The sequence below is a fragment of the Bacillus sp. FSL L8-0528 genome, assembly GCF_038593085.1.
GTDB classification, from domain to species: domain Bacteria; phylum Bacillota; class Bacilli; order Bacillales; family Bacillaceae; genus Bacillus; species Bacillus paralicheniformis.
Genome location: NZ_CP151961.1, coordinates 615,283 through 641,620 on the forward strand (window position 1 = coordinate 615,283; position 26,338 = coordinate 641,620).

A 26,338-nucleotide genomic window follows, 5' to 3' on the forward strand; every position below is an offset into this window, starting at 1 on the left:
CATGATTCGCTGAAATCATGGATTTCTTACTTTTTACAACTTTGTAACACCATATTCAGCTGGAAACTCTTATACTAGAGAGACGGCATCATTCAGGGTAGATAAAAATGACGATTTTTTGAAACAAAAAACCGTCCTGACTTCGTCTATAATATCGGAGCCGTAAAAGGCGCGAAACATAACAGAAGAACCGTACGTACATATCATTGGAGGAATACCATGCGAGATCAGACACAACAACACCGTTACATACCGGGGTTAGACGGGCTTCGGGCTTTTGCCGTTTTGGCGGTTATCGCTTACCACCTCAACATGAGCTGGGCCGACGGAGGCTTTATTGGGGTTGATATCTTTTTTGTTTTATCAGGATATTTGATTACATCGATTATCCTGCCGGCGTATGGAAATGACATTTCCCTCACATTCAGAGATTTTTGGGTGCGCCGGATACGGCGGCTGCTTCCGGCGGCGACGCTCATGATTTTCGCAACCGTCATATGGGTCGCTTTGTTTAACAGAGAGCTGATGCATACCGTGCGGGGAGATGCGATCTCCTCTCTTTTGTATGTCAGCAATTGGTGGTTTATCTTTCACGACCTCTCATATTTTGATAGTTTCGGATCGCCGTCTCCTTTAAAAAACTTGTGGTCACTGGCGATTGAAGAACAGTTTTATTTCATTTGGCCGATCATTTTGCTGTTGGGCATCTACATATTTAAAAAGCGGGAGAGGCTGGCTGCGGCGGTTGTGCTGTGTGCGCTTTGTTCAGCCGTATGGATGAGCATCCTGTATGTCCCTGGCGGCGATCCGAGCCGCGTATATTACGGGACAGATACACGCGCCTTCGAGCTGTTGATCGGATGTGCATTAGCCCTTGTGTGGCCGATGAAAAGACTGTCTGGGAACAGGCTCCCAAGCAGCCTGAAGCACGCGTTGCACGGAACTGAGCTTGCCGCTTTCGCGTTGCTTATGATGAGCATTTATTTTGTCGATGAATTCAGCCCGTTTCTTTATCACGGCGGAATGCTTCTGATCAGTATAATCGCAGCGATTTTGATTGCATGCGTCAGTCATCCGAGCAGCTTCCTGGGCTTTGTCCTTTCCGTGAAGCCGCTGCGCTGGATCGGGAAAAGGTCGTACGGCATTTATCTTTGGCACTATCCCGTCATCGTGCTGAGCACGCCTGTTCAAGAGATTGGAAATCCGGTGTACTGGCATGTTGCGATTAAAGTCGCAGTTACGTTTATTCTGGCGGAACTTTCGTATCGCTTTATCGAGAAGCCAATCCGAAAAGACGGTTTTAAACCGTTTGTCAGCCGGGTTTTTCTGGATAAGATCACGGAATGGAAAACCGCTTCCGTTCCCAGCAAAATATCAATCGGACTGATGTTTGCCGCACTCCTCATTTTTGCAGGAGGCCTGTCGGGATTGGCCGACGAAAAGAAACAGCCGCATCAGGCCTATTCCAAATCCTACGAGGCAAGCGCCTCGGCGGATCAGCCGGCTGATAAAAGTGAAGAACGGCAGGACGATAAGAAAGCGCAAGCTGAAAGCGGTAATGAGGATGAAACTGAAAGCCAGCCGAAAGCCGGCGGGGATGAATCGTCAGATACGAAAGGTGAGCAGTCTGCGGAAAAAGAGCCGGATCGTATCGAGAAAGAAGTATTGGCTGTCGGGGATTCGGTCATGCTTGACATTGCTTCCAGCCTGCGTAAAAAAATTCCGGGAATCACAATCGACGGAAAGGTTGGAAGGCAAGTGAGGGAAGCGCTTCAATTGACATCAACCTACGCTTCCTTTAATCATCCGGACAAAGCCGTCGTGATTGAACTGGGAACAAACGGCTATTTTACGGACAGTCAGATGGACGCTTTGCTTGATGCTTTCTCAAACGCAGATGTCTATCTCGTGAACACGCGCGTCCCCCGCCAGTGGGAGAGCAAGGTGAATGAATCGCTTCGGAAGCAAGCGGACAACCGTCAAAATGTGACATTGGTCGATTGGCATACTGAAGCTCTGAAACATCCCGAATATTTCACCGCTGACGGCGTCCACCTGATGCCGAAAGGGACCGAAGCTTTGGCATCGCTTATCGTCAAAGCGATGAAATCATCTTAAAAGAGGCGCTCCTTCAGGAGGCCTTTTTTGTATGACAATTAAGTCAATTGGGATAACATTTATTTTTCATGCCAACCGCCTTTCACTGTTCAAAAAATATGGTACAATATACAAATGTTTTGCAGCCTGTAACAATAGAAACAGAGATGTTAACTAGGTTGATAGAAAGGTTTTGATGTTTTTATGCTTCATAATCCAGTTGGAAAAGAGAGGTTGGCATTGGCTTTTCTGCTCGGAATGCTTGCCATACTTGGACCTCTTAATATCGATATGTATTTGCCGAGCTTCCCTGAAATAGCGGAGGACCTGGGGGCCGGCGCGTCGCTTGTTCAGCTCAGCTTAACGGCTTGCCTGATCGGCCTTACCATCGGCCAGCTCGTGATCGGGCCTGTGAGCGATGCGAAGGGAAGGCGAAAACCGTTATTAATTTCGATTTCGCTGTTTGCGCTGTCTTCACTGTTTTGCGCGCTGTCGCCGAATATCGTGACATTAGTGCTAGCCCGTTTTTTACAGGGTTTTACCGCTTCGGCGGGAATTGTGCTGTCGCGCGCCATTGTACGGGACGTGTTCACAGGCAGAGAGCTTTCTAAATTTTTCTCGCTTTTAATGGTGATCACCGCGGTTGCGCCAATGGTCGCACCGATGACGGGGGGAGCCATCCTGCTTTTGCCGTTCGCTACTTGGCATACGATTTTTTATACTCTGGCATTGATCGGATTGTTCCTGGTGCTCGTTATCTCGATGAAATTGACTGAAACATTGCCGCCTGAAAAACGGATTCCAAGCTCGATCGGTTCGTCTCTCAAAACGATGGGGAGCTTGTTGAAGGATCGGTCTTTCATCGGCTATGCGCTGACTGTCGGTTTCATTCACGGAGGCAGCTTTGCATACGTGTCCGGAACGCCTTTTGTATACCAGGACATCTATGGGGTTTCTCCTCAAGTGTTCAGCGTGCTGTTCGGCATTAACGGCCTCGCCATTATTTCGGGAAGCTTTATCATCGGGCGTTTTGGGGGAATCATTCATGAGAGGAAGCTCTTGCGGATCGCGGTCATTACAGCTGTCATCGCGACATCCGTTCTCCTGACGATGACGATTTTGAAAGGGCCGCTTGCAGCGATTGTCATTTCCATCTTTATCTACATGATAACCATCGGAATGACGTTGACAAGCACATTTACGCTGGCGATGGAAAACCAGGGACACCGTGCGGGCAGTGCAAGCGCGATGCTCGGCATGCTTCCGCTGCTGCTCGGCTCGATCGTTTCGCCTCTCGTTGGCATGAATGAAACAACGGCCGTTCCAATGGGCGCAATCATGTTTATCACAGCTGTGATCGGATCTTTCGCCTTTTTTGCCTTAACACGGGAAAGTCAGCGGGAGCTGTAAACATAAAAGGACGGAATCTAGTGATTCCGTCCTTTTGTTGTTATAGAGAAGCTCGAAGAATGGCGAGTACGTCATCTTTGTTTAGTTTTTGGAAATTGGCGAATCCGCCGTGCTCGATTTCTTTAGCGGCGATGTCTGCGATCAGATCGAGCTTTTCTTCGCCGATGCCGTAGTCGGCAAGGCGGGAAGGAGCGCCAAGGCTTGTCCAGAACGCGGACAGCTTATCGATTCCTTCAAGCGCGATGTCTTTATCGGTTTTGCCTTCTGTGTCAATGTCAAACATGTTCAGCATAAGGGCTTTGAAGCGGCTGACATTCGTATCAAGCGTATATCTCATCCAGTTTGGGAACAAGATCGCAAGGCCGCCCGCGTGCGGAATGTCGTAAACGGCCGAAACCGCGTGCTCCATCGTATGGGAAGCCCAATCGCCGAAATAGCCCATTTGCAGCGTGCCGTTCAAAGCGATTGTGCCTGCGTATAAAATGGTTTCCCGGTGCTCATAGTTTTGCAGGTCTTCCAACAGCTTCGGCGCCGTTTCGATGACCGTCTGCAAAACGGAAAAACACATTCTGTCCTGTAGCGGCGTGTTTTTGACATTGTGGAAATATTGTTCAAACACATGGCTCATCATGTCAACGATGCCGTAAACCGTTTGGTTTTCCGGGACGCTGAACGTATTTTCAGGGTCTAAAATGGAGAACTTCGGATGCGTGACATCGCTTCCCCATACGTATTTTTCATTCGTTTCCCAGTTTGTAATGACGGAATCGGGGTTCATTTCAGATCCGGTTGCAGCTAAGGTTAAAATCGTACCGAACGGCAGGGCGTCTTTTGCTGTCGTTTTTTTGCTGAAGATATCCCAAGGGTCGCTATCGTATTTTGCTCCGGCAGCGATCGCTTTCGTGCAGTCGATGACGCTTCCTCCGCCGACAGCGAGGAGAAAATCGATATCATGCCGGGCGCACAATTCGATTCCTTTTTTAACCGTAGCAAGACGCGGATTTGGTTCTACTCCGGAAAGCTCGTGCGTGTCAGCGCCTTCTTCTTTCAATACGCGCGTAACTTCGTCATAAAGGCCGTTCTTTTTAATACTGCCGCCTCCATAAACAAGCAATACATTTTTTCCGTATACCTTTAATTCTTTTCTTAACTGTTCAAGCTGGCCTTTTCCGAAGATCAATTTCGTTGGATTGTAATAGCTGAAATTTTCCATTGATGAACAAACCTCCTATGGTATATGTAAAAACAGTTTTCTACTATAACATATTGAATCGTATAGAAAAAGAGGCCGTGTTCTCACGAAGGACAGGGTCAAATTGTACAGAGGAGAGGAAGCACACACCTGATTTACTGCACAAAAAAGCTCGCCGGCTTTGCCGGCAAGCTGATGAGGCCGCTCTGAATATCTTCAGGTTACGACTATACTGAAACGTCCGCCGATTCATTGATAGAAATGACCATTGAGACAGCGGTCCCGCCATCAGGACCACTTTCGATATTCAGTTCGCTCCCGCAGAAATGTTTCAGTCTGCGGTTGATATTTTTCATACCGACGCTATGAGTGAAATGAGAGAAAAAGACATCATGTTGTTTTTCCGGCGGCATGCCGATTCCATTGTCTTCAACCTTGATATAATAGCGGTTTTCGCTTTCTTTTTTTGCCGTCAGCTTGATCCAGCCTCCGCCTCTTTTCTTGCTGATGCCGTGGTGGACGGCATTTAAGCTGTGTTGAAAGGAGCGGAATTCAAGCTGCTCAATGCCGATGGAAAGCCTGTTAAAGCCGCAGGCAACGGGAAAAAGCTGCCGGCAGTCTGGACGACAGATCAAAACGGTCAATTTATTGCGGAAGGATTGGCACCTGGGCGCTATCAATTTGTCGAAACGAAGGCGCCTGACGGTTATAAGCTGGATGAGACGCCGATTCCTTTTGAAATAAAAAAAGGACAGTCAAAACCGGTCGAGATCACAGCGTCCAATGAAAAGCTGAAAACGCCGGCTGTTGACAATGGTACACCAGATCGCAACCCAGGAGACCCTAAAACAGATAACAAAGGCACACCGGACCGAAATTCGAACGGAGATCCTAAAGGTGATGCGCTTCCGAAAACCGGTGACACAGACAACATCATGCCGATCATGATCGGCATCCTGCTGATTTTGTCTGGAGGAGTCTTCTCTTTCTTCACAAGAAAGAAACAAAGAAAGGCGTAAACGAATCATTTATGCACCTGATCATGAAACCGGTCAGGTGCTTTTTTGAAAAACGGCATTCGTTCATTTGACATTAAGGTTAGAAAGGACTGTGAGACATGTATAAAAAAATGATCGTTGCCGTACTTGTCATATCAGGTATACTCTTCGTCTTGTCTCCTTTTATGAAAGAAAGCATCATCATCAATCTCAGCAAGAATAAAAGTTTTGAATTGACTGCTGAACAGGCGGAACAAAACAATGCGCAAAAGGCGTCATTTGATTTTGAAGCGATTCAGCCGCCTTCTTTTATGGAAACAGTAAAAGCCGGTCTCGATCGTGAATCGAAAGCGGTCATCGGCGGGATCACCATAAGCAGCGTCAATATCAAGCTGCCGATATTGAAAGGCACAACCAATCAAAATCTTCTTTACGGAGCGACAACAATGCGTCCCGATCAGAAAATGGGCGAGGGCAACTACCCGCTGGCCGGACATCATATGAAGCGGGAGAACCTCTTATTCGGTCCTCTTATCAACATTAAAAAAGGGGACACCGTTAAAATCACAGACTTTAAAAAAGACTATATATACACTGTGACATCCAAACAATTCATTTCTGAAATGGACACAGATGTGATTCAAGAGACGAAACAAAAAGAAATTACGCTGATGACATGTGACAAAGCCGTGAGAACCGAAGGGCGCCTTGTGGTTAAAGGAAAGCTGATTCATGTTGCTGTTATTCCACACATCACAAAAAAGTGACAAAAAGATCACTATGAAATGACAAGAGTGAAAAAATACTGATAAATAATAAAAAAAGAAATGAAATCATGTGAGTTGGATAGGATTCCTATAATACAGCGCTTTATAAAATAAAAAAAGATAAATTTTCTGAAATTTATGTTGACTGAAAGCGCTTTTAAAATTATGATAATATCAGACCTAACAAAGATGTACCAAAAACATAACTATAATCTAACAATGCATTTAAACGGCATACAAATGAAAGCGATACCAAAATATGCCGTGGTAGGTAATTGGTTGTGCGGAAGCTCCGGCTTCCATCAAAATAAAATTTTCAATTTTCTGTTAAGGGGGGTGGCTGGCGAGACTTTCGAAAGTTAGAAATGAGTCTTTTAGGAAAAGAAATGAGCTCCTATTAAGGATGTTTTCGAAAACCTTTGGAAATAAATCATTTTTTTAAAACAAAGGCGGGGGAAATCAATATGAATGAACAGGGAAATCAGAAATCATTTTTGCGTACTATTATTTTAGTCTCGACGTTCGGCGGACTTCTATTCGGATATGACACCGGAGTGATCAACGGAGCCTTGCCTTATATGTCTGAAGGAGATCAGCTGAACCTGACTGCATTTACAGAAGGGCTGGTCGCAAGTTCGCTTCTCTTGGGAGCGGCGTTGGGGGCGGTATTCGGCGGAAGGCTCTCCGATTATATCGGGCGCCGCAAAAACATCATTTTTCTAGCTGTGCTTTTCTTTTTCTCGACGCTCGGATGTACGCTTGCGCCTGATGTGACGATTATGGTCATCTCTCGCTTCCTGCTTGGAGTTGCTGTAGGGGGAGCATCTGTTACGGTACCGACTTACTTGGCTGAAATGTCTCCTTCAGAGAAAAGGGGACGAATGGTTACTCAAAATGAATTAATGATTGTCTCCGGACAGCTCTTGGCATTTACTTTCAATGCCATCCTCGGAACCACAATGGGGGATAGTTCCCATGTTTGGCGTTACATGCTGGCGATTGCCGCAGTACCGGCTGTATTCTTGTTCTTTGGTATGCTGAGAATGCCCGAAAGTCCGCGCTGGCTTGTCTCTAAAGGGAAAAATGAAGCGGCGCTGGGCGTTCTGAAAAGAATCCGCGAGGAAAAAAGGGCGCATTCGGAAGTTGCTGAAATCGAAGCTGCGGTCATGAAAGAATCTGAAATGAAAAAAGCGAATTATAAGGATCTGGCTGTTCCATGGGTGCGCCGAATCGTATTTCTCGGAATCGGGATCGCTGTCGTTCAGCAGATTACCGGCGTAAACTCTATCATGTATTACGGTACAGAAATACTCAAAAATGCCGGATTTGAAACAAAAGCTGCACTTATCGGAAATATTGCAAACGGTGTCATTTCAGTTTTGGCAACATTCGTGGGGATTTGGCTTTTAGGGAAGGTAGGGCGCAGACCAATGCTGTTGACCGGTTTAATAGGGACGACATCAGCTTTGCTGCTAATCGGCATCTTCTCAAACGCCCTTCAAGGTTCAGTTGCTCTTCCGTATGTCGTACTTACGCTGACTGTAACCTTTCTTGCATTCCAGCAAGGCGCTATTTCTCCTGTAACATGGCTCATGCTTTCTGAAATATTCCCGCTTCGCGTTCGCGGCCTCGGGATGGGCGTCACCGTGTTTTGTTTGTGGATCGTCAATTTCTTTGTCGGATTTTCGTTCCCGATATTGCTTGATGCGATTGGACTGTCATCGACATTCTACATTTTTGTCGGACTTGGACTTCTTTCCATTGCATTCGTGAAAAAATTCCTTCCTGAAACAAAAGGTCTCACACTTGAACAGCTTGAGCATAGTTTCCGCAACTACAAATCGGAAAAAGCACCAAGCGACGCGAGCGCTAAAATCAGCGGATGACAATTTTGTTAAGGGACATACAGGTGGAGTCCCATCGGCGGAGAATATAGATGAAGGATTTTGAAGTTTGCAGGCAGAAATCTTCCTATAACAAGATTTCTGCCTGTATTTTTGTATACGATGCGGAAAAGCAGCCTATTTGAGGCACCTTTAGGATATCTTAAAAGCCGTTCATAAAATAAAAGCTTCATTAAATGATCATGCAAGAGTGATGTCGAAGTTAACGATTTACAGCTTTGGTTCCGTATTATAACTTGATGAAGCGGGGAACATTCAATAAAACATCACATAAGATGAAAAGGTCCGGTAAACGTCATCTATTATGAATGGCTGTAAGCCTAATTTTTTTAGAGGTATAAAAAAACGAAAAAAGTGTTGACGGATGAATTGAAAGCATGATATATTATTATTCGTCGCTGAGACAACGAAGTTAAAACTTCGAAATGCCGATATAATATTCATCATTTAAGGGGTGTACAAAAACCTTAAAATGTGTATAATGGATAAAGTCGAAACAAAAAAGCTTCATCCTTTCGGCAGAAAAACTTCAAAAAAACTTCTTGACTTTAACTGATATTCATAGTATTATAGTTAAGTCGCCTGATGAAGCGCCCGTAGCTCAATTGGATAGAGCGTTTGACTACGGATCAAAAGGTTAGGGGTTCGACTCCTCTCGGGCGCGCCATATATTCGCAACGCGGGTGTAGTTTAGTGGTAAAACCTCAGCCTTCCAAGCTGATGTCGTGAGTTCGATTCTCATCACCCGCTCCAATTTTTAAAATGATCTTTGAAAACTAAACAAGACAAAACGTACCTGTTAATTCATTAAATAAATCGCACATTTATTGTGCGTAGTCATTATCAAACTTCATGGAGAGTTTGATCCTGGCTCAGGACGAACGCTGGCGGCGTGCCTAATACATGCAAGTCGAGCGGACCGACGGGAGCTTGCTCCCTTAGGTCAGCGGCGGACGGGTGAGTAACACGTGGGTAACCTGCCTGTAAGACTGGGATAACTCCGGGAAACCGGGGCTAATACCGGATGCTTGATTGAACCGCATGGTTCAATTATAAAAGGTGGCTTTTAGCTACCACTTACAGATGGACCCGCGGCGCATTAGCTAGTTGGTGAGGTAACGGCTCACCAAGGCAACGATGCGTAGCCGACCTGAGAGGGTGATCGGCCACACTGGGACTGAGACACGGCCCAGACTCCTACGGGAGGCAGCAGTAGGGAATCTTCCGCAATGGACGAAAGTCTGACGGAGCAACGCCGCGTGAGTGATGAAGGTTTTCGGATCGTAAAACTCTGTTGTTAGGGAAGAACAAGTACCGTTCGAATAGGGCGGTACCTTGACGGTACCTAACCAGAAAGCCACGGCTAACTACGTGCCAGCAGCCGCGGTAATACGTAGGTGGCAAGCGTTGTCCGGAATTATTGGGCGTAAAGCGCGCGCAGGCGGTTTCTTAAGTCTGATGTGAAAGCCCCCGGCTCAACCGGGGAGGGTCATTGGAAACTGGGGAACTTGAGTGCAGAAGAGGAGAGTGGAATTCCACGTGTAGCGGTGAAATGCGTAGAGATGTGGAGGAACACCAGTGGCGAAGGCGACTCTCTGGTCTGTAACTGACGCTGAGGCGCGAAAGCGTGGGGAGCGAACAGGATTAGATACCCTGGTAGTCCACGCCGTAAACGATGAGTGCTAAGTGTTAGAGGGTTTCCGCCCTTTAGTGCTGCAGCAAACGCATTAAGCACTCCGCCTGGGGAGTACGGTCGCAAGACTGAAACTCAAAGGAATTGACGGGGGCCCGCACAAGCGGTGGAGCATGTGGTTTAATTCGAAGCAACGCGAAGAACCTTACCAGGTCTTGACATCCTCTGACAACCCTAGAGATAGGGCTTCCCCTTCGGGGGCAGAGTGACAGGTGGTGCATGGTTGTCGTCAGCTCGTGTCGTGAGATGTTGGGTTAAGTCCCGCAACGAGCGCAACCCTTGATCTTAGTTGCCAGCATTCAGTTGGGCACTCTAAGGTGACTGCCGGTGACAAACCGGAGGAAGGTGGGGATGACGTCAAATCATCATGCCCCTTATGACCTGGGCTACACACGTGCTACAATGGGCAGAACAAAGGGCAGCGAAGCCGCGAGGCTAAGCCAATCCCACAAATCTGTTCTCAGTTCGGATCGCAGTCTGCAACTCGACTGCGTGAAGCTGGAATCGCTAGTAATCGCGGATCAGCATGCCGCGGTGAATACGTTCCCGGGCCTTGTACACACCGCCCGTCACACCACGAGAGTTTGTAACACCCGAAGTCGGTGAGGTAACCTTTTGGAGCCAGCCGCCGAAGGTGGGACAGATGATTGGGGTGAAGTCGTAACAAGGTAGCCGTATCGGAAGGTGCGGCTGGATCACCTCCTTTCTAAGGATATTATACGGAATATAAGACCTTGCGGTCTTATAGACAGGTGCGTTTAGATCTTGTTTAGTTTTGAAGGATCATTCCTTCAAAACGTGTTCTTTGAAAACTAGATAACAGTAGACATCACATTCAATTAGTAATGCAAGATATCACGTAGTGATTCTTTTTAACGGTTAAGTTAGAAAGGGCGCACGGTGGATGCCTTGGCACTAGGAGCCGATGAAGGACGGGACGAACACCGATATGCTTCGGGGAGCTGTAAGCAAGCTTTGATCCGGAGATTTCCGAATGGGGAAACCCACTGCTCGTAATGGAGCAGTATCCATATCTGAATTCATAGGATATGAGAAGGCAGACCCGGGGAACTGAAACATCTAAGTACCCGGAGGAAGAGAAAGCAAATGCGATTCCCTGAGTAGCGGCGAGCGAAACGGGAACAGCCCAAACCAAGAGGCTTGCCTCTTGGGGTTGTAGGACACTCTGTACGGAGTTACAAAAGAACGAGGTAGATGAAGAGGTCTGGAAAGGCCCGCCATAGGAGGTAACAGCCCTGTAGTCAAAACTTCGTTCTCTCCTGAGTGGATCCTGAGTACGGCGGAACACGTGAAATTCCGTCGGAATCCGGGAGGACCATCTCCCAAGGCTAAATACTCCCTAGTGACCGATAGTGAACCAGTACCGTGAGGGAAAGGTGAAAAGCACCCCGGAAGGGGAGTGAAAGAGATCCTGAAACCGTGTGCCTACAAGTAGTCAGAGCCCGTTAACGGGTGATGGCGTGCCTTTTGTAGAATGAACCGGCGAGTTACGATCCCGTGCAAGGTTAAGTTTGAAAAGACGGAGCCGCAGCGAAAGCGAGTCTGAATAGGGCGCATGAGTACGTGGTCGTAGACCCGAAACCAGGTGATCTACCCATGTCCAGGGTGAAGTTCAGGTAACACTGAATGGAGGCCCGAACCCACGCACGTTGAAAAGTGCGGGGATGAGGTGTGGGTAGGGGTGAAATGCCAATCGAACCTGGAGATAGCTGGTTCTCTCCGAAATAGCTTTAGGGCTAGCCTCAAGGTAAGAGTCTTGGAGGTAGAGCACTGATTGGACTAGGGGCCCCTACCGGGTTACCGAATTCAGTCAAACTCCGAATGCCAAAGACTTATCCTTGGGAGTCAGACTGCGAGTGATAAGATCCGTAGTCGAAAGGGAAACAGCCCAGACCGCCAGCTAAGGTCCCAAAGTATACGTTAAGTGGAAAAGGATGTGGAGTTGCTTAGACAACCAGGATGTTGGCTTAGAAGCAGCCACCATTTAAAGAGTGCGTAATAGCTCACTGGTCGAGTGACTCTGCGCCGAAAATGTACCGGGGCTAAACGTATCACCGAAGCTGCGGACTGTTCTTACGAACAGTGGTAGGAGAGCGTTCTAAGGGCTGTGAAGCGAGACCGGAAGGACTCGTGGAGCGCTTAGAAGTGAGAATGCCGGTATGAGTAGCGAAAGAGGGGTGAGAATCCCCTCCACCGAATGCCTAAGGTTTCCTGAGGAAGGCTCGTCCGCTCAGGGTTAGTCGGGACCTAAGCCGAGGCCGAAAGGCGTAGGCGATGGACAACAGGTTGATATTCCTGTACCACCTCCTCACCATTTGAGCAATGGGGGGACGCAGGAGGATAGGGTAAGCGCGGTATTGGATATCCGCGTCCAAGCAGTTAGGCTGGGAAATAGGCAAATCCGTTTCCCATAAGGCTGAGCTGTGATGGCGAGCGAAATATAGTAGCGAAGTTCCTGATTCCACACTGCCAAGAAAAGCCTCTAGCGAGGTGAGAGGTGCCCGTACCGCAAACCGACACAGGTAGGCGAGGAGAGAATCCTAAGGTGATCGAGAGAACTCTCGTTAAGGAACTCGGCAAAATGACCCCGTAACTTCGGGAGAAGGGGTGCTCTGTTAGGGTGCAAGCCCGAGAGAGCCGCAGTGAATAGGCCCAGGCGACTGTTTAGCAAAAACACAGGTCTCTGCGAAGCCGTAAGGCGAAGTATAGGGGCTGACGCCTGCCCGGTGCTGGAAGGTTAAGAGGAGCGCTTAGCGTAAGCGAAGGTGCGAATTGAAGCCCCAGTAAACGGCGGCCGTAACTATAACGGTCCTAAGGTAGCGAAATTCCTTGTCGGGTAAGTTCCGACCCGCACGAAAGGCGCAACGATCTGGGCACTGTCTCAACGAGAGACTCGGTGAAATTATAGTACCTGTGAAGATGCAGGTTACCCGCGACAGGACGGAAAGACCCCGTGGAGCTTTACTGCAGCCTGATATTGAATGTTGGTACAGCTTGTACAGGATAGGTAGGAGCCTTGGAAACCGGAGCGCCAGCTTCGGTGGAGGCATCGGTGGGATACTACCCTGGCTGTATTGACCTTCTAACCCGCTGCCCTTATCGGGCAGGGAGACAGTGTCAGGTGGGCAGTTTGACTGGGGCGGTCGCCTCCTAAAAGGTAACGGAGGCGCCCAAAGGTTCCCTCAGAATGGTTGGAAATCATTCGCAGAGTGTAAAGGCACAAGGGAGCTTGACTGCGAGACCTACAAGTCGAGCAGGGACGAAAGTCGGGCTTAGTGATCCGGTGGTTCCGCATGGAAGGGCCATCGCTCAACGGATAAAAGCTACCCCGGGGATAACAGGCTTATCTCCCCCAAGAGTCCACATCGACGGGGAGGTTTGGCACCTCGATGTCGGCTCATCGCATCCTGGGGCTGTAGTCGGTCCCAAGGGTTGGGCTGTTCGCCCATTAAAGCGGTACGCGAGCTGGGTTCAGAACGTCGTGAGACAGTTCGGTCCCTATCCGTCGCGGGCGCAGGAAATTTGAGAGGAGCTGTCCTTAGTACGAGAGGACCGGGATGGACGCACCGCTGGTGTACCAGTTGTTCTGCCAAGGGCATCGCTGGGTAGCTATGTGCGGACGGGATAAGTGCTGAAAGCATCTAAGCATGAAGCCCCCCTCAAGATGAGATTTCCCATTCCGCAAGGAAGTAAGATCCCTGAAAGATGATCAGGTTGATAGGTCTGAGGTGGAAGTGTGGCGACACATGGAGCTGACAGATACTAATCGATCGAGGACTTAACCTAAATACTTTTGTGAATCGTCTGACCGTTATCTAGTTTTGAGAGAACACCTCTCAAATTAGTTTGGTGGCGATAGCGAAGAGGTCACACCCGTTCCCATGCCGAACACGGAAGTTAAGCTCTTCAGCGCCGATGGTAGTTGGGGGCTTCCCCCTGTGAGAGTAGGACGCCGCCAAGCTGTTTATATTATCGCGGGGTGGAGCAGTTCGGTAGCTCGTCGGGCTCATAACCCGAAGGTCGCAGGTTCAAATCCTGCCCCCGCAACCAAATATAATTTCCATACAAAGAAAATAAATAAAAAGTGGTCCGGTAGTTCAGTTGGTTAGAATGCCTGCCTGTCACGCAGGAGGTCGCGGGTTCGAGTCCCGTCCGGACCGCCATGTTGTACACAAACGAAATCTTTGAGGTTTTCGTTTTTTTTTTATGTCTTCTTTCAGGTCTATGCTGAAAGCTTGGCTTCAGCCAAGCTTTCTTTGCATACAGGAAGGTACTAGGCGTTCCTCACAATGTTAGCCGTGTTTCTTTATTTCTTGGATAATTGGTGAGAATTCGATAAACTAATGATAGTGTTTTGATTGGTTGCAACAGCAAAGGAGCAAATGATCTTATGGACGAATTTGAATTGATTCAAAGGATTACGCCCCGTTCGCTTTTTCACCGGGAAATAGAAATCGGTATTGGAGACGATGCCGCTGTTTATCATACAAAGAACGGTTATCAGGAGATTGTTGCGGTTGATACGATGGTCGACGGTATTCATTTTTTATCATCCCATTCATCGCCTGCCGATATCGGATATAAAGCATTGGCTGTGAATATTAGTGATATTGCCGCGATGGGAGGCAGACCCAAGTATTATCTTGTGTCCATCGCTGTTCCTTCCGGCTGGCGCGCGGCGGATATTGAAGCCATGTATGAAGAAATGAATAAACTGGCGACACTATATCAAATGGACTTAATCGGCGGTGACACCGTATCTGCCAACGGGCCGCTCGTTTTGACCGTAACAGTAATCGGCGAGATTGAAAAGGGCAGATCTTGTCTAAGAAGCCATGCCGAACCCGGGGATGTCGTTTTTGTGACGGGAGAACTTGGCTCATCTGCTGCCGGTCTGGCTTTTATATTGGGCCAAGCAGAGATGAAAGACGAGAAGCAGTCTCAATATTTTATAGAGCGGCACAAGAGGCCTATGCCGAGGATTGAGGCAGGTTTGATCTGTTCGCGCTATCATCATGTGGCACTTAATGATATCAGCGACGGGCTTGCCAGCGAATTAAATGAAATTGCCGAAGCGAGCCGTGTTTCCATTGACATATATAAAGAGTTGATTCCAATCCATTCGGATATACATACATTGCACACAAAATGGGAAGAATGGGTCCTTTTCGGCGGCGAGGATTTTGAACTCGTCGGCACGATTTCTAGTGATCAATGGGAACGTTTTAGTCAGGAATGCTCTGAGCGACATGTGCCGGTTTATCAAATCGGCCGCGTCACACAACAAGGGCAGGCGGACGTGTATTATCATAATGGACAGGACCGCGTTCTTCTCGAAAAAAAAGGATATAACCATTTTAAACAAGACAGGTGACAAGTAAAGTGAAAACGTTAGAGTGGAAAACGACAGAGCCTGAAGAGACAAAAAACATTGCCAGACTGGCAGCAAAGTATGTTCTGCCCGGTGATGTCATCACATTGGAAGGCGACCTTGGAGCAGGCAAAACGACTTTTACGAAAGGATTTGCCGAAGGGCTCGGAATCAAGCGGGTTGTCAGCAGCCCGACTTTTACCATCATCAAAGAATACCGGGACGGCTCTCTTCCGCTGTTTCATATGGATGTTTACAGAATGGAAGATGAAACGGAAGATCTCGGATTAGATGAATATTTTGAGGGAGACGGCGTCTGCCTTGTGGAATGGGCGCATTTGATTGAGGAGCAACTTCCCAAAGAACGCCTTGAGGTTAACATTAAACGGCTTGGCGATGATGAACGAAAGCTGACCTTTACCCCTCAAGGCAGCCGCTACGAAAATCTTTGCGAGGAGATCAGCAAACATGACGATACTTGCGATTGATACATCCAATTTAACGCTCGGCGTGGCATTAATTAAAGACGGAAAAGTGATAGCCGAGCATATATCCCACTTAAAGAAAAACCATTCGGTCAGAGCTATGCCGGCGATCGATGAACTCCTAAAAGAGTGCGGCTTAGAGCCGAATGACCTGACCCAAATTGCAGTTGCCAAAGGTCCGGGTTCATATACAGGCGTGCGGATCGGCGTTACGATTGCCAAAACGCTTGCATGGTCATTAAATATTCCGATTAAAACCGTTTCAAGCCTTGAAGTGCTTGCGGCAAACGGCCGTTTTTTCCAAGGCTTGATTTGTCCGTTGTTTGATGCTAGGCGCGGTCAGGTTTATACGGGACTGTACCAGTATAGGGACGGCAAACTCCATGGATTGGAAGAGGACCAGAACATTCTGCTTGAAGATTGGCTAAAAAAGCTGAAAGCCATGGATCAGCAAGTCCTTTTCATAGGAAGCGACACCGGGATTCACAGGGAAATGATCGAACGGATTCTCGATGAACAAGCGGTTATTGCAGACCCTGCCCTGCAGCTTCCAAGACCTTCAGAATTGGCTTTAATCGGAGAACTTAAAGAGGACGAGCCAGTGCACAGCATTGTTCCAAACTATATTCGTCTGGCCGAAGCCGAGGCCGTCTGGCTTGAAAAACAAAAGTAAACGGGTGAAGCCATGAACACGCAAATGGTCATACGCGATATGAATCCAAAGGATTTGGACCAGGTTTTTGAAATTGAAAAAAGCTCTTTTTCTTCTCCGTGGAAAAAAGAATCTTTTCATCATGAGCTTTTTCACAATATGTATGCTCATTATCTCGTTCTCGAAGTTGAGGAGCAAGTCGTCGGCTACTGCGGGATTTGGATCGTAATGGATGACGCCCAGATCACCAATATTGCCGTTTCACCTGCATACCGGGGCCGCCGCTTCGGTGAAGCTCTTTTGAAGGCGGCCATGAAGCTTTGCCGGATGAAAAGGGCGGTTCAGCTTTCTTTAGAGGTGAGGGTATCGAATCATATTGCACAGAGCTTATACAAAAAGCTCGGCTTTGAGCCGGGAGGAATTCGCAAAAATTATTATACCGATAATGGGGAAGATGCATTATTAATGTGGGTGAGACTAAATGAATCATAAAAAAGATCTGTATGTATTAGGAATCGAAACAAGCTGTGATGAGACTGCCGCTGCGATTGTCAAAAACGGGACGGACATCATCTCAAATGTCGTAGCGTCGCAAATCGAGAGTCATAAACGGTTTGGGGGCGTCGTTCCCGAGATCGCATCAAGGCATCACGTGGAACAGATCACGATCGTGCTTGAGGAAGCCTTTGCACAAGCGGACATGACGTTTGATGACATTGATGCCATTGCAGTAACGGAAGGACCGGGGCTTGTAGGCGCTCTATTGATCGGCGTGAATGCTGCGAAAGCGCTCAGTTTTGCCCGGGGCATACCGCTCGTAGGCGTGCATCATATTGCCGGTCACATCTATGCCAACAGGCTTGTTCAGGACATTCAATTTCCGGCGATTGCCCTTGTCGTCTCAGGCGGCCACACCGAACTCGTATATATGAAAGAGCACGGCTCATTTGAAGTAATCGGAGAGACGCTCGACGATGCTGCAGGCGAAGCCTATGACAAAGTGGCGAGAACGATGGGGCTTCCTTATCCGGGTGGACCTCACATTGACAAACTTGCGCAAAAAGGCGAGGCAAATGTGCCGCTGCCGCGCGCATGGCTTGAAGAAGGCTCTTATCATTTCAGCTTCAGCGGATTGAAGTCTGCAGTCATCAACACGCTTCACAACGCTTCACAAAAAGGCGAAACGATAGCTCCGGAAGATTTGTCAGCCAGCTTTCAGGAAAGCGTCATAGATGTCCTCGTGACAAAAACGGAACGCGCTGCGGAAGCTTATGGCGTCAAACAGGTGCTGCTTGCCGGAGGAGTTGCTGCAAACAAAGGGCTGAGAGCCGCGCTCGAAAAAACGTTCAGCAGCCGTCCGGAGATCGAGCTTTTGATCCCGCCGCTCTCGCTGTGTACGGACAATGCCGCCATGATTGCCGCCGCAGGTACGGTTGCTTTTGAAAAAGGAATCAGAGGAAAATATGATATGAATGGTCAGCCTGGCTTAGATCTGACGTCTTATTGAAACCTCACGCTTTGTGAGGTTTTTTTACCCGGAAAAAGTTATTAACAAGTTATCAACACATATCCACAGTCTTGTGTATAATGTTAAAAACCTTAATTTACAGACCTTTTTTACCTGTTAGTAATGTGTATAAATATTATGTTATTTGTGGATATTGTGGGTAAATCGCTTTCTTTCTTTTAAATAAAGGATTTCAATTGTGGACAAAAAAACCGCTCCGGCTTGGAGCGGCTCATCCTTTATTCATTTGTAGATAGTGTTTCCCATTCTGATAACAGCTGTTCAAGCTCCTCATTCAGCTGTTCATTTTCAGAGTGGATTTCCTGAACCTTCTCGTGGTCTTGGAAGACGTCGGGATTGCATAGGAGCTCTTCATTCTTTTCAATTTGTTCTTCAATGGCCGTAATTCTTGTTTCGATGTCTTCAATCCTGCGCTGCCGCTGGCGTTCTTTTCTTTTCAGCTCTTTTTCTTCTTCATAGCTCTTTTTTGCGCCCGGTTTTTCGGAAGCGGCTTTCTGACGCTCTTCCGTCTGTTTTTCTAGTTCTTTCAGTTCAAGCTGCTGCGCTTTTTTTTCCGTGTAATAATCGTAGTCGCCTAAATATTCTTCGGCTTTGTCGCGAGAAAGCTCCAGTACTTTTGTCGCAATCCGGTTGATAAAATAGCGGTCATGGGACACAAATAATATCGTTCCCGGGTAATCGATTAAAGCGTTCTCCAAGACTTCCTTGCTGTCCAGGTCGAGATGGTTTGTCGGCTCATCAAGAATAAGGAAGTTCGCTTTTTGCAACATCAGCTTGGCGAGGGCAAGCCTGGCTTTTTCGCCACCGCTTAATGCATGTACAGGCTTTAATACATCTTCTCCCGAGAACAAGAAGTTGCCGAGGCAGGTCCTGATATCCTTTTCATTCATCTCCGGATAATCGTCCCAAAGCTCGTCAAGCACGCGTTTTGACGACGTCAATTCAGCCTGTTCCTGGTCGTAGTATCCGATTGAGACGTGAGAGCCCGTCGCGATTGTTCCCGACACCGGCTGCAGCTTTTGGATCAATGCTTTCAAAAGGGTCGACTTGCCGATTCCGTTCGGCCCGACTAGTGCAACGCTTTCCCCGCGGGTAATGCGAAAATCCAGTGAACGGAGAAGCGGGGGCTGGTCCTGATAGCTTACCGTCAGGTCTTCCACTCGCAGTACATCGTTTCCGCTTTGCCTTGTAATTTCAAAGCGGAATGACGCCGACTTTTCATCTCCAAGCGGTTTGTCCATGATCTCCATCCGTTCAAGCTGCTTTCGTCTGCTCTGCGCCCGTTTCGTCGTCGAAGCCCTTGCCAAGTTCCGATCGACGAAATCCTGCAGCTTGGCGATTTCGTCCTGCTGCTTTTCGTAAAGCTTTGTTTCCCTTTCCAGCTGCTCGGCTTTTAATTGGAGATAAGAGCTGTAGTTCCCGATATATTTTTTGCTTTGGGACCTGGTAATCTCGTAAACTTGGGTAACCACTTTGTCAAGAAAGTACCTGTCATGGGAAACGATTAAAATCGCTCCGCTGTAGCTTTGCAAATATTGTTCGAGCCATGTCAGGGTGTCGATATCCAAGTGGTTTGTCGGTTCGTCCAAAATGAGGAGGTCGGGTTTTGTCAAAAGCATTTTTCCGAGGGCAAGTCTTGTTTTTTGGCCTCCGCTTAAATCCTGAACGCGGACGGAGTCGTCAAATCCCGCAAAGCCGAGCCCGTGCATGACGGATCTGACCTCTGCCTCATATTGGTAGCCGCCTTTGTCCTTGAACTCCTGCTGAAGCCTGTCATACGTCTTCATCAATGATTCAAGCATGTCCGGTCCGGCCTGCGCCATCTTTTCCTCGATCGCGCGCATTTCTTTTTCCATTTTTTTTAGAAAATCAAATACCGACAGCAATTCCTCTTTGAGCGTCAGCTTGGAATCGAGGCCGGAATGCTGGTCAAGGTAGCCCATCGTCAAATCTTTCGGCTTGATGATGTCCCCCTTTTCATATGAAAGTTTTCCTGCGATAATCTTTAGAAGAGTCGATTTTCCGGCGCCGTTGCGTCCGACGATCGCAATCCGGTCCCGAGATCTGACTTCGAGTTTTATATTCGTTAAAATCGTATCGGCTCCAAACGATTTTGAAAGCTGGTTCACTTGTAAAATCATCATGATCTTTCACCTCTTGTCTGCTATTTTAAGTGTAGCCTATCACTGCGCAGTCAGCAAACAATTAAGTGAAGTCTGGAAGATTTTAGCCAAAGAAAAAGACAGAATGAAAAAAATAGTGTATGATCGTTATAAGGAGAGTTCAGAACATGAATGAGTTTACACATTTTAATGAACAAGGCAGAGCCAAGATGGTTGATATAAGCGAAAAGGAAGCTTCAGTGCGCACAGCTGCGGCTGTTTCAAGCGTGACAATGAATCGAACAGTACATGAAAAAATCAAAAACCGGGAAATCGGAAAAGGCGATGTATTGGCGGTTGCGCAAGTGGCCGGAATCATGGCTGCAAAACAGACATCCGCCATCATCCCGATGTGCCATCCGATCGCTCTGAAAGGAATCGACATCGCCTTTCGCTGGGAGGAGAAAGAACAGAAGAGCATCCTTCATATTCAATCTAAAGTGAAGACCAAAGGGAGCACAGGTGTGGAAATGGAAGCGTTAACTTCCGCCTCCGTATGTGCGCTGACCGTATATGACATGTGCAAAGCGGCGGATAAGGGAATGGTGATAGGACCGACCTTTCTTCTTGAAAAGACAGGCGGGAAAAACGGTGACTATAAAAGGGAAAAAGCTGATGTAGACATGGAGGATTAGTTTATGAACATGGATCATTCAAAAATTCCGCAAGCGACAGCGAAACGGTTGCCATTATATTATCGTTTTTTAAAAAACCTTCATGCATCCGGAAAACAGCGTGTATCTTCCGCTGAGCTGAGCGATGCCGTCAAAGTCGATTCCGCGACCATCCGCAGGGACTTCTCGTACTTCGGCGCGCTCGGAAAAAAAGGATACGGCTACAATGTCAATTATTTGCTGTCCTTTTTCAGAAAGACGCTTGATCAGGATGAAATGACGAACGTAACGCTCATTGGCGTGGGGAATTTGGGGACAGCCTTTCTCCATTACAATTTTATCAAAAATAATAATACAAAAATCGCCATGGCGTTTGACATCAATAAGGAAAAAATCGGAACCGAGGTCGGCGGCGTTCCCGTCTATGATCTAAATAGGCTTGAAGAGCATATGACGGATGATATCCCCGTCGCCATTTTGACGGTTCCGGCTCAAGCCGCACAGTCGATTACAGACAGGCTGGTGGAGCTTGGCATTAAAGGCATTCTTAATTTCACGCCGGCCCGCTTGAATGTGCCGGAACACATTCGCATTCATCATATAGATTTGGCGGTTGAACTTCAGTCACTGGTGTATTTCATGAAACATTATTCAATGCAGGAAAAGTAAAACGGAAAGCGAAAAATAAATAAAGGAAAGGGGGCAGGCTTTATGCCAATCGGTCCTGGAAGCTTTATTTTAATTGTCGTGGTGGCGCTTTTGATATTCGGCCCGAAAAAACTTCCCGAGCTGGGAAGAGCGGCGGGAAACACGCTGAGGGAGTTTAAAAATGCAACAAAAGGTTTGGCTGACGACGATTCCGATAAAAAGAAAGAAGATCAGTAGGATAGGATGACATTTATGAAGGAAAGAGAAATGTCGCTGATAGAACATATCACAGAACTACGCAGACGGCTTGTGATCACTTTTTTCTTTTTTGTTTTGTTTGTTGCGGCAGGCTTTTTATTGGCAAAGCCGCTGATTATCTATTTGCAGCAGACGGATGAAGCGAAGCTGCTGACGCTTAACGCGTTCAAGCTGACCGATCCTTTATTTGTTTACGTCCAGTTCGCGTTCATCATCGGCGCCGTCTTGACTTCGCCGCTTGTTTTATACCAGCTGTGGGCTTTCATCAGCCCGGGGCTGTATGAAAAAGAACGAAAAGTGACGCTCAGCTATATTCCGGTATCGATTATTCTTTTTTTAGGCGGCATTGCCTTTTCTTACTTTATTTTATTTCCGTTTGTCGTGGACTTTATGACAAGAGTCTCAGATGATCTGAATGTCAACCAGGTCATCGGAATTTACGAATATTTTCAGTTTCTGCTTCAGTTGACGCTTCCTTTTGGCTTATTGTTTCAGATGCCTGTGGTCATCATGTTTATCACAAGGCTCGGCCTCGTGACGCCGATGTTTTTGGCGAAAATCAGAAAATACGCATATTTTGTGTTGTTCGTCATTGCGGCGCTCATTACACCGCCTGAGCTTTTGTCGCATTTGATGGTCTCAGTGCCATTGCTCATTCTTTATGAAATCAGTATCGTGATTTCAAGAATATCTTACAGGCAGGCGCAAAAAACAAAGATTCAAGAGGAAAATCAAGCGTTTTTGCACGACCATACAAAATAAGAGCCATTCTTTTTCAGAATGGCTCTTTTCCTTCACATAAAAGGCTATTGATCTTTTCGCTTCATCCTGCCGGCCAGGGCGAACATTTTAAAGGAAATGCTGATATTATAGGCTGCGAAAAGCATCAGCAGGATCGTATAAAAAGACCACATGCTTCCGGGCGAGGTTGCCGCCAGATACGTAAACAGCACACCCGTTAACAAATAAATCGCTCCCCAGAATTTAGGGCTTCTCATCATAGAAATCCTCCAATAATCATTTGCATTTTCTCGACGTGTTTCAAATATTCTTCAATAGGCTCCCGAAATGTCTGCAGCAAGACGACGAAAGTATTCATGGCGACATGGGCGAAAATGGGCACGATAATCCGGTTGGTCCTGACATATAAAAAGGCGAATGTGAATCCCATTGCCGTATAAATGAGCAGATGGCTGAAATCCAAATGGACGACCGAGAAGAGCACCGAACTGAACAGAGCGGCAACGAAAAAATTCGTTTTCTCATAGATCGCACCGAAAATGATCTTTCTGAAAATGATTTCTTCAAGAATTGGACCGAATACAGAAGAGACAAACACCATCAGCGGCAATGCGGTGATGATTTCCATGATCCGCTGCGTATTTTCGGATTCCGGGTTGACCCCGAACAAGTTCATTTCGATCGAAGCGGCAATTGTCTGCGCAAACAAAGCGAGAAAGACGCCGGCTACCGCCCATCCGATTGACGCTCCAACCGATGCTTTCGGACGGTTGCGAAGCGTCGTCTTCGGCACCGTCCGCAAAATCAGCAGCACGATAACGAGACAGAGGGTAAACGCGATGACAGACCAGACGCCTGTCAATGTAAGCTGGGCTTCTGCCTTTGGCTGTCCTTTGCCCACTCCCAAGAAGTAGAGAAGAGGCAAGCCGACATAGGCCGACAATTGCATGAGAACGTATGCCAATATAATAAACCAGTATTGTTTTCTCAAGCTTTATGTACTCCTTTTCTAAAAATCTAAATCAGACTATGTTTATTGTAACACACTCTTTTTAAATTATAGGATGATAAGGATATGCGGAGAAATGTAAGCGTAAAAAAAATTTGACCTTTTCACTTGAAATTGCCTGGGAGATTCTTTATTATAAGAATTGTGTTAGCACTCACCGAGTGCGAGTGCTAAAATTACATATGAAAATATTGAGGAGGTTGTTTCATTGTTAAAGCCATTAGGTGATCGCGTTGTCATTGAGCTCGTTGAGTCTGAAGAAAAAACTGCCAGCGGAATCGTACTTCCTGACTCCGCAAAAGAAAAACCACAAGAGGGTAAAGTGGTTGCAGCCGGTTCAGGCCGTGTGTTAGAGAGCGGAGAGCGCGTTGCATTAGAAGTTAAAACAGGCGACCGCATCATCTTCTCAAAATATGCAGGTACCGAAGTGAAATATGAAGGTACTGACTACTTAATCTTGCGTGAAAGCGACATTTTAGCTGTTATCGGCTAAGTCATAAATAAAAACGAGACAATTATATAGGAGGTTCGAATAACATGGCAAAAGATATTAAGTTTAGCGAAGAAGCCCGCCGTTCAATGCTGCGCGGTGTAGATGCATTGGCGGATGCTGTAAAGGTAACTTTGGGACCTAAAGGACGCAACGTCGTTCTTGAGAAAAAATTCGGTTCTCCATTAATCACAAACGACGGTGTTACCATCGCGAAAGAAATCGAGCTTGAAGACGCGTTCGAAAACATGGGCGCAAAGCTTGTTGCTGAAGTTGCGAGCAAAACAAACGATGTTGCCGGTGACGGTACAACAACAGCGACAGTTCTAGCTCAGGCGATGATTCGCGAAGGTCTTAAAAACGTAACTGCCGGCGCTAATCCTGTAGGCGTGCGCAAAGGTATCGAGCAGGCTGTGGCTGTAGCGGTTGAAAGCCTGAAAGAGATCTCCAAACCAATCGAAGGCAAAGAATCAATCGCACAAGTTGCTTCAATCTCCGCTGCTGACGAAGAAGTCGGAAGCCTGATCGCTGAAGCGATGGAGCGCGTCGGCAACGACGGTGTCATCACGATCGAAGAATCCAAAGGATTCACAACAGAGCTTGAAGTGGTTGAAGGTATGCAGTTCGACCGCGGATATGCGTCTCCTTACATGGTGACAGATTCGGATAAGATGGAAGCGGTTCTTGAGAATCCGTACATCTTAGTAACAGACAAAAAAATCACAAACATTCAAGAAATCCTGCCGGTGCTTGAGCAAGTCGTTCAGCAAGGCAAGCCGTTGCTTTTGATTGCTGAAGACGTTGAAGGTGAAGCTCTTGCAACACTGGTTGTCAACAAGCTTCGCGGAACATTCAACGCAGTGGCTGTTAAAGCGCCTGGATTCGGAGACCGCCGCAAAGCGATGCTCGAAGACATCTCTATCCTGACAGGTGCCGAAGTGATCACAGAAGATTTAGGTCTTGACCTTAAATCAACTCAAATCAACCAATTGGGACGCGCTTCTAAAGTTGTTGTAACAAAAGAAAACACAACAATCGTTGAAGGTGCGGGAGATACAGAGCAAATCGCGGCACGCGTCAACCAAATCCGCGCTCAAGTTGAAGAAACAACTTCTGAGTTCGATAAAGAAAAATTACAAGAGCGCCTAGCTAAGCTTGCAGGCGGCGTAGCTGTCATCAAAGTCGGCGCTGCGACTGAAACAGAATTGAAAGAACGCAAGCTTCGCATCGAAGACGCCCTGAACTCTACCCGCGCTGCGGTAGAAGAAGGAATCGTATCCGGCGGTGGTACAGCTCTTGTCAATGTTTACAATAAAGTAGCTGCCCTTGAAGCTGAAGGCGACGAACTGACTGGTATCAACATCGTTCTTCGCGCTCTTGAAGAACCAATCCGTCAAATCGCGCACAATGCGGGTCTTGAAGGATCTGTCATCGTTGAGCGCCTGAAAGGCGAAGCTATTGGTGTAGGCTACAACGCTGCAACAGGCGAATGGGTGAACATGATCGACAAAGGTATCGTTGACCCTACAAAAGTAACACGCTCAGCTCTGCAAAACGCAGCATCTGTAGCGGCTATGTTCCTGACAACTGAAGCAGTTGTTGCCGACAAGCCTGAAGAAAACAAAGGCGGCGCAGGAATGCCTGACATGGGCGGCATGGGCGGCATGGGCGGCATGATGTAAGCCCAGCGTCCAAAACGCTGATATATCAAGGAAAAGAGGCTCTCAAAAGAGCCTCTTTTTATTTTAACTTGCGATGACATATACTTCGTTTTTATCTATTGAATAATTTCCTTTTTGGAGATTATAGTATAATTAGATTCTGAATTTTTTACAGAAAGGTTAAACAATTGATGTCGCACAACAAACTAATGTTTTTGCTTTTATCATTTTCATCTATTATTCATCTGCTCGGTACAATAGTGGACCCTGCGGCTAGCTGGAAATCTTGGCTGGTGAACATTGCAATCATTTTATTGGCTCTTCTATTTTTAAATCTCACTATAAAAGAAAATCAACAAAAAGTGGCATGCCCTTCTCAAAGAGAAGGGCATATATTTTATATTATGAACATCGGTAAGAGTAGCCTTAATAAATGTCACTCTAATTCTGCATCTGATATCGGAGCCTTATATTGCCCGTAATCTCTTTCAACGGTCAGTGCGTCAGCAAATGGCATTAAAACCGCAAGACCTAAATTTGATCCTTTGTGAGAAATGGGGGGTTTTAAAAATATGGTCAAAAAAATTGTAAATCGATTCAATTCATTTTCCCTGCTGGGGACAATCTTTTTTATCGG

The 26,338-nt window shown here is 47.0% G+C and carries 21 protein-coding genes, 4 tRNA genes, 3 rRNA genes and 1 pseudogene; 23 read left to right on the plus strand and 6 right to left on the minus strand.

Going from position 1 to position 26,338, the window contains the following annotated elements:
• The first annotated feature begins 219 nt into the window (after positions 1–219).
• Positions 220–2,118 (plus strand): acyltransferase family protein, encoded by a 1,899-nt coding sequence (locus MHI30_RS03105; protein WP_065643210.1) that lies wholly within the window; start codon positions 220–222, stop codon positions 2,116–2,118.
• 183 nt (positions 2,119–2,301) lie between these two features.
• Positions 2,302–3,507, plus strand: a complete 1,206-nt coding sequence (locus tag MHI30_RS03110) for a Bcr/CflA family efflux MFS transporter (protein ID WP_075754019.1) — start codon at positions 2,302–2,304, stop codon at positions 3,505–3,507.
• 40 nt (positions 3,508–3,547) lie between these two features.
• On the opposite strand, the gene MHI30_RS03115 is transcribed toward MHI30_RS03110, so the two are convergent.
• Both MHI30_RS03115 and MHI30_RS03120 read right to left on the minus strand, forming a co-directional pair.
• The gene (locus MHI30_RS03115) at positions 3,548–4,720 is read right to left on the minus strand and encodes an iron-containing alcohol dehydrogenase (RefSeq protein WP_075754021.1); all 1,173 of its coding nucleotides are present in this window, start codon (positions 4,718–4,720) and stop codon (positions 3,548–3,550) included.
• Positions 4,721–4,926: 206 nt separating this feature from the next.
• Positions 4,927–5,226: pseudogene (locus MHI30_RS03120) on the minus strand (ATP-binding protein); the annotation flags it as partial.
• Positions 5,227–5,232: 6 nt separating this feature from the next.
• Between MHI30_RS03120 and MHI30_RS03125 the strand changes: the two are divergent.
• The 15 genes from MHI30_RS03125 to tsaD all read left to right on the plus strand — a co-directional run bounded on the left by MHI30_RS03125 (position 5,233) and on the right by tsaD (position 18,097).
• Entirely contained in the window at positions 5,233–5,718 is a 486-nt protein-coding gene (locus MHI30_RS03125; protein ID WP_256700721.1) for a SpaA isopeptide-forming pilin-related protein, read from the plus strand.
• Between the two features lie 98 nt (positions 5,719–5,816).
• Positions 5,817–6,464, plus strand: coding sequence for a class A sortase (locus MHI30_RS03130; protein WP_075754023.1), 648 nt, complete (start codon positions 5,817–5,819; stop codon positions 6,462–6,464).
• A gap of 464 nt (positions 6,465–6,928) precedes the next feature.
• Positions 6,929–8,350 (plus strand): sugar porter family MFS transporter, encoded by a 1,422-nt coding sequence (locus tag MHI30_RS03135; protein ID WP_075754047.1) that lies wholly within the window; start codon positions 6,929–6,931, stop codon positions 8,348–8,350.
• A gap of 608 nt (positions 8,351–8,958) precedes the next feature.
• Positions 8,959–9,035 (plus strand) — tRNA-Arg (locus MHI30_RS03140).
• A 12-nt stretch (positions 9,036–9,047) separates the two neighbouring features.
• A tRNA-Gly gene (locus MHI30_RS03145) sits at positions 9,048–9,121 on the plus strand.
• A 96-nt stretch (positions 9,122–9,217) separates the two neighbouring features.
• Positions 9,218–10,767: ribosomal RNA gene (locus MHI30_RS03150) — 16S ribosomal RNA — on the plus strand.
• A 171-nt stretch (positions 10,768–10,938) separates the two neighbouring features.
• Positions 10,939–13,868, plus strand: a 23S ribosomal RNA gene (locus MHI30_RS03155).
• 59 nt (positions 13,869–13,927) lie between these two features.
• Positions 13,928–14,043 (plus strand): 5S ribosomal RNA (rrf, locus tag MHI30_RS03160).
• The 16S, 23S and 5S rRNA genes sit together here with 4 tRNA genes alongside, the layout of an rRNA operon.
• Before the next feature lie 12 nt (positions 14,044–14,055).
• A tRNA-Met gene (locus MHI30_RS03165) sits at positions 14,056–14,132 on the plus strand.
• Positions 14,133–14,168: 36 nt separating this feature from the next.
• Positions 14,169–14,245: transfer RNA gene (locus MHI30_RS03170), tRNA-Asp, on the plus strand.
• Between the two features lie 227 nt (positions 14,246–14,472).
• Complete coding sequence (gene thiL, locus MHI30_RS03175; RefSeq protein WP_075752725.1) at positions 14,473–15,456, plus strand: thiamine-phosphate kinase; 984 nt, start codon at positions 14,473–14,475, stop codon at positions 15,454–15,456.
• Positions 15,457–15,464: 8 nt separating this feature from the next.
• Positions 15,465–15,941, plus strand: coding sequence for a tRNA (adenosine(37)-N6)-threonylcarbamoyltransferase complex ATPase subunit type 1 TsaE (gene tsaE / locus MHI30_RS03180; protein ID WP_065643935.1), 477 nt, complete (start codon positions 15,465–15,467; stop codon positions 15,939–15,941).
• A complete protein-coding gene (gene tsaB / locus MHI30_RS03185; protein ID WP_075752723.1) occupies positions 15,922–16,611 on the plus strand; it encodes a tRNA (adenosine(37)-N6)-threonylcarbamoyltransferase complex dimerization subunit type 1 TsaB in 690 nt (229 codons plus the stop codon). The genes tsaE and tsaB overlap by 20 nt, the downstream gene beginning before the upstream one ends.
• A 12-nt stretch (positions 16,612–16,623) precedes the next feature.
• Positions 16,624–17,082, plus strand: a complete 459-nt coding sequence (rimI, locus tag MHI30_RS03190; RefSeq protein WP_003179229.1) for a ribosomal protein S18-alanine N-acetyltransferase — start codon at positions 16,624–16,626, stop codon at positions 17,080–17,082.
• Complete coding sequence (gene tsaD, locus MHI30_RS03195; RefSeq protein WP_003179232.1) at positions 17,072–18,097, plus strand: tRNA (adenosine(37)-N6)-threonylcarbamoyltransferase complex transferase subunit TsaD; 1,026 nt, start codon at positions 17,072–17,074, stop codon at positions 18,095–18,097. The genes rimI and tsaD overlap by 11 nt, the downstream gene beginning before the upstream one ends.
• 239 nt (positions 18,098–18,336) lie before the next feature.
• Here tsaD and MHI30_RS03200 read toward each other — a convergent pair whose 3' ends face one another.
• Positions 18,337–20,262, minus strand: a complete 1,926-nt coding sequence (locus MHI30_RS03200; RefSeq protein WP_075752721.1) for an ABC-F family ATP-binding cassette domain-containing protein — start codon at positions 20,260–20,262, stop codon at positions 18,337–18,339.
• 146 nt (positions 20,263–20,408) lie between these two features.
• Between MHI30_RS03200 and moaC the strand changes: the two genes are divergently transcribed.
• Genes moaC through tatC form a run of 4 tightly spaced genes read left to right on the plus strand, consistent with a single transcriptional unit; the run spans position 20,409 to position 22,562 of the window.
• Complete coding sequence (gene moaC / locus MHI30_RS03205; RefSeq protein WP_065643939.1) at positions 20,409–20,915, plus strand: cyclic pyranopterin monophosphate synthase MoaC; 507 nt, start codon at positions 20,409–20,411, stop codon at positions 20,913–20,915.
• 3 nt (positions 20,916–20,918) lie between these two features.
• Positions 20,919–21,563: a redox-sensing transcriptional repressor Rex gene (locus MHI30_RS03210; protein WP_065643940.1), complete on the plus strand. Its 645-nt coding sequence runs from the start codon at positions 20,919–20,921 to the stop codon at positions 21,561–21,563.
• Positions 21,564–21,605: 42 nt separating this feature from the next.
• On the plus strand, positions 21,606–21,779 hold the full coding sequence (locus MHI30_RS03215; RefSeq protein ID WP_020450330.1) for a twin-arginine translocase TatA/TatE family subunit: 174 nt from the start codon (positions 21,606–21,608) through the stop codon (positions 21,777–21,779).
• 6 nt (positions 21,780–21,785) lie between these two features.
• Positions 21,786–22,562: a twin-arginine translocase subunit TatC gene (gene tatC, locus MHI30_RS03220; RefSeq protein ID WP_130627163.1), complete on the plus strand. Its 777-nt coding sequence runs from the start codon at positions 21,786–21,788 to the stop codon at positions 22,560–22,562.
• Positions 22,563–22,606: 44 nt separating this feature from the next.
• On the opposite strand, the gene MHI30_RS03225 is transcribed toward tatC, so the two are convergent.
• Both MHI30_RS03225 and MHI30_RS03230 read right to left on the minus strand, forming a co-directional pair.
• Positions 22,607–22,798, minus strand: a complete 192-nt coding sequence (locus MHI30_RS03225) for a YdiK family protein (RefSeq protein WP_065643975.1) — start codon at positions 22,796–22,798, stop codon at positions 22,607–22,609.
• Positions 22,798–23,532, minus strand: a complete 735-nt coding sequence (locus MHI30_RS03230; RefSeq protein ID WP_065643942.1) for a CPBP family intramembrane glutamic endopeptidase — start codon at positions 23,530–23,532, stop codon at positions 22,798–22,800. The genes MHI30_RS03225 and MHI30_RS03230 overlap by 1 nt, the downstream gene beginning before the upstream one ends.
• 226 nt (positions 23,533–23,758) lie before the next feature.
• Here MHI30_RS03230 and groES point away from each other — a divergent pair, with 226 nt between their 5' ends.
• Both groES and groL read left to right on the plus strand, forming a co-directional pair.
• The gene (gene groES / locus MHI30_RS03235) at positions 23,759–24,043 is read left to right on the plus strand and encodes a co-chaperone GroES (RefSeq protein WP_003179248.1); all 285 of its coding nucleotides are present in this window, start codon (positions 23,759–23,761) and stop codon (positions 24,041–24,043) included.
• A 44-nt stretch (positions 24,044–24,087) separates the two neighbouring features.
• Entirely contained in the window at positions 24,088–25,722 is a 1,635-nt protein-coding gene (groL, locus tag MHI30_RS03240) for a chaperonin GroEL (RefSeq protein WP_020450334.1), read from the plus strand.
• A 415-nt stretch (positions 25,723–26,137) separates the two neighbouring features.
• On the opposite strand, the gene MHI30_RS03245 is transcribed toward groL, so the two are convergent.
• A complete protein-coding gene (locus MHI30_RS03245) occupies positions 26,138–26,302 on the minus strand; it encodes a hypothetical protein (protein ID WP_167564586.1) in 165 nt (54 codons plus the stop codon).
• Positions 26,303–26,338 lie beyond the last annotated feature (36 nt).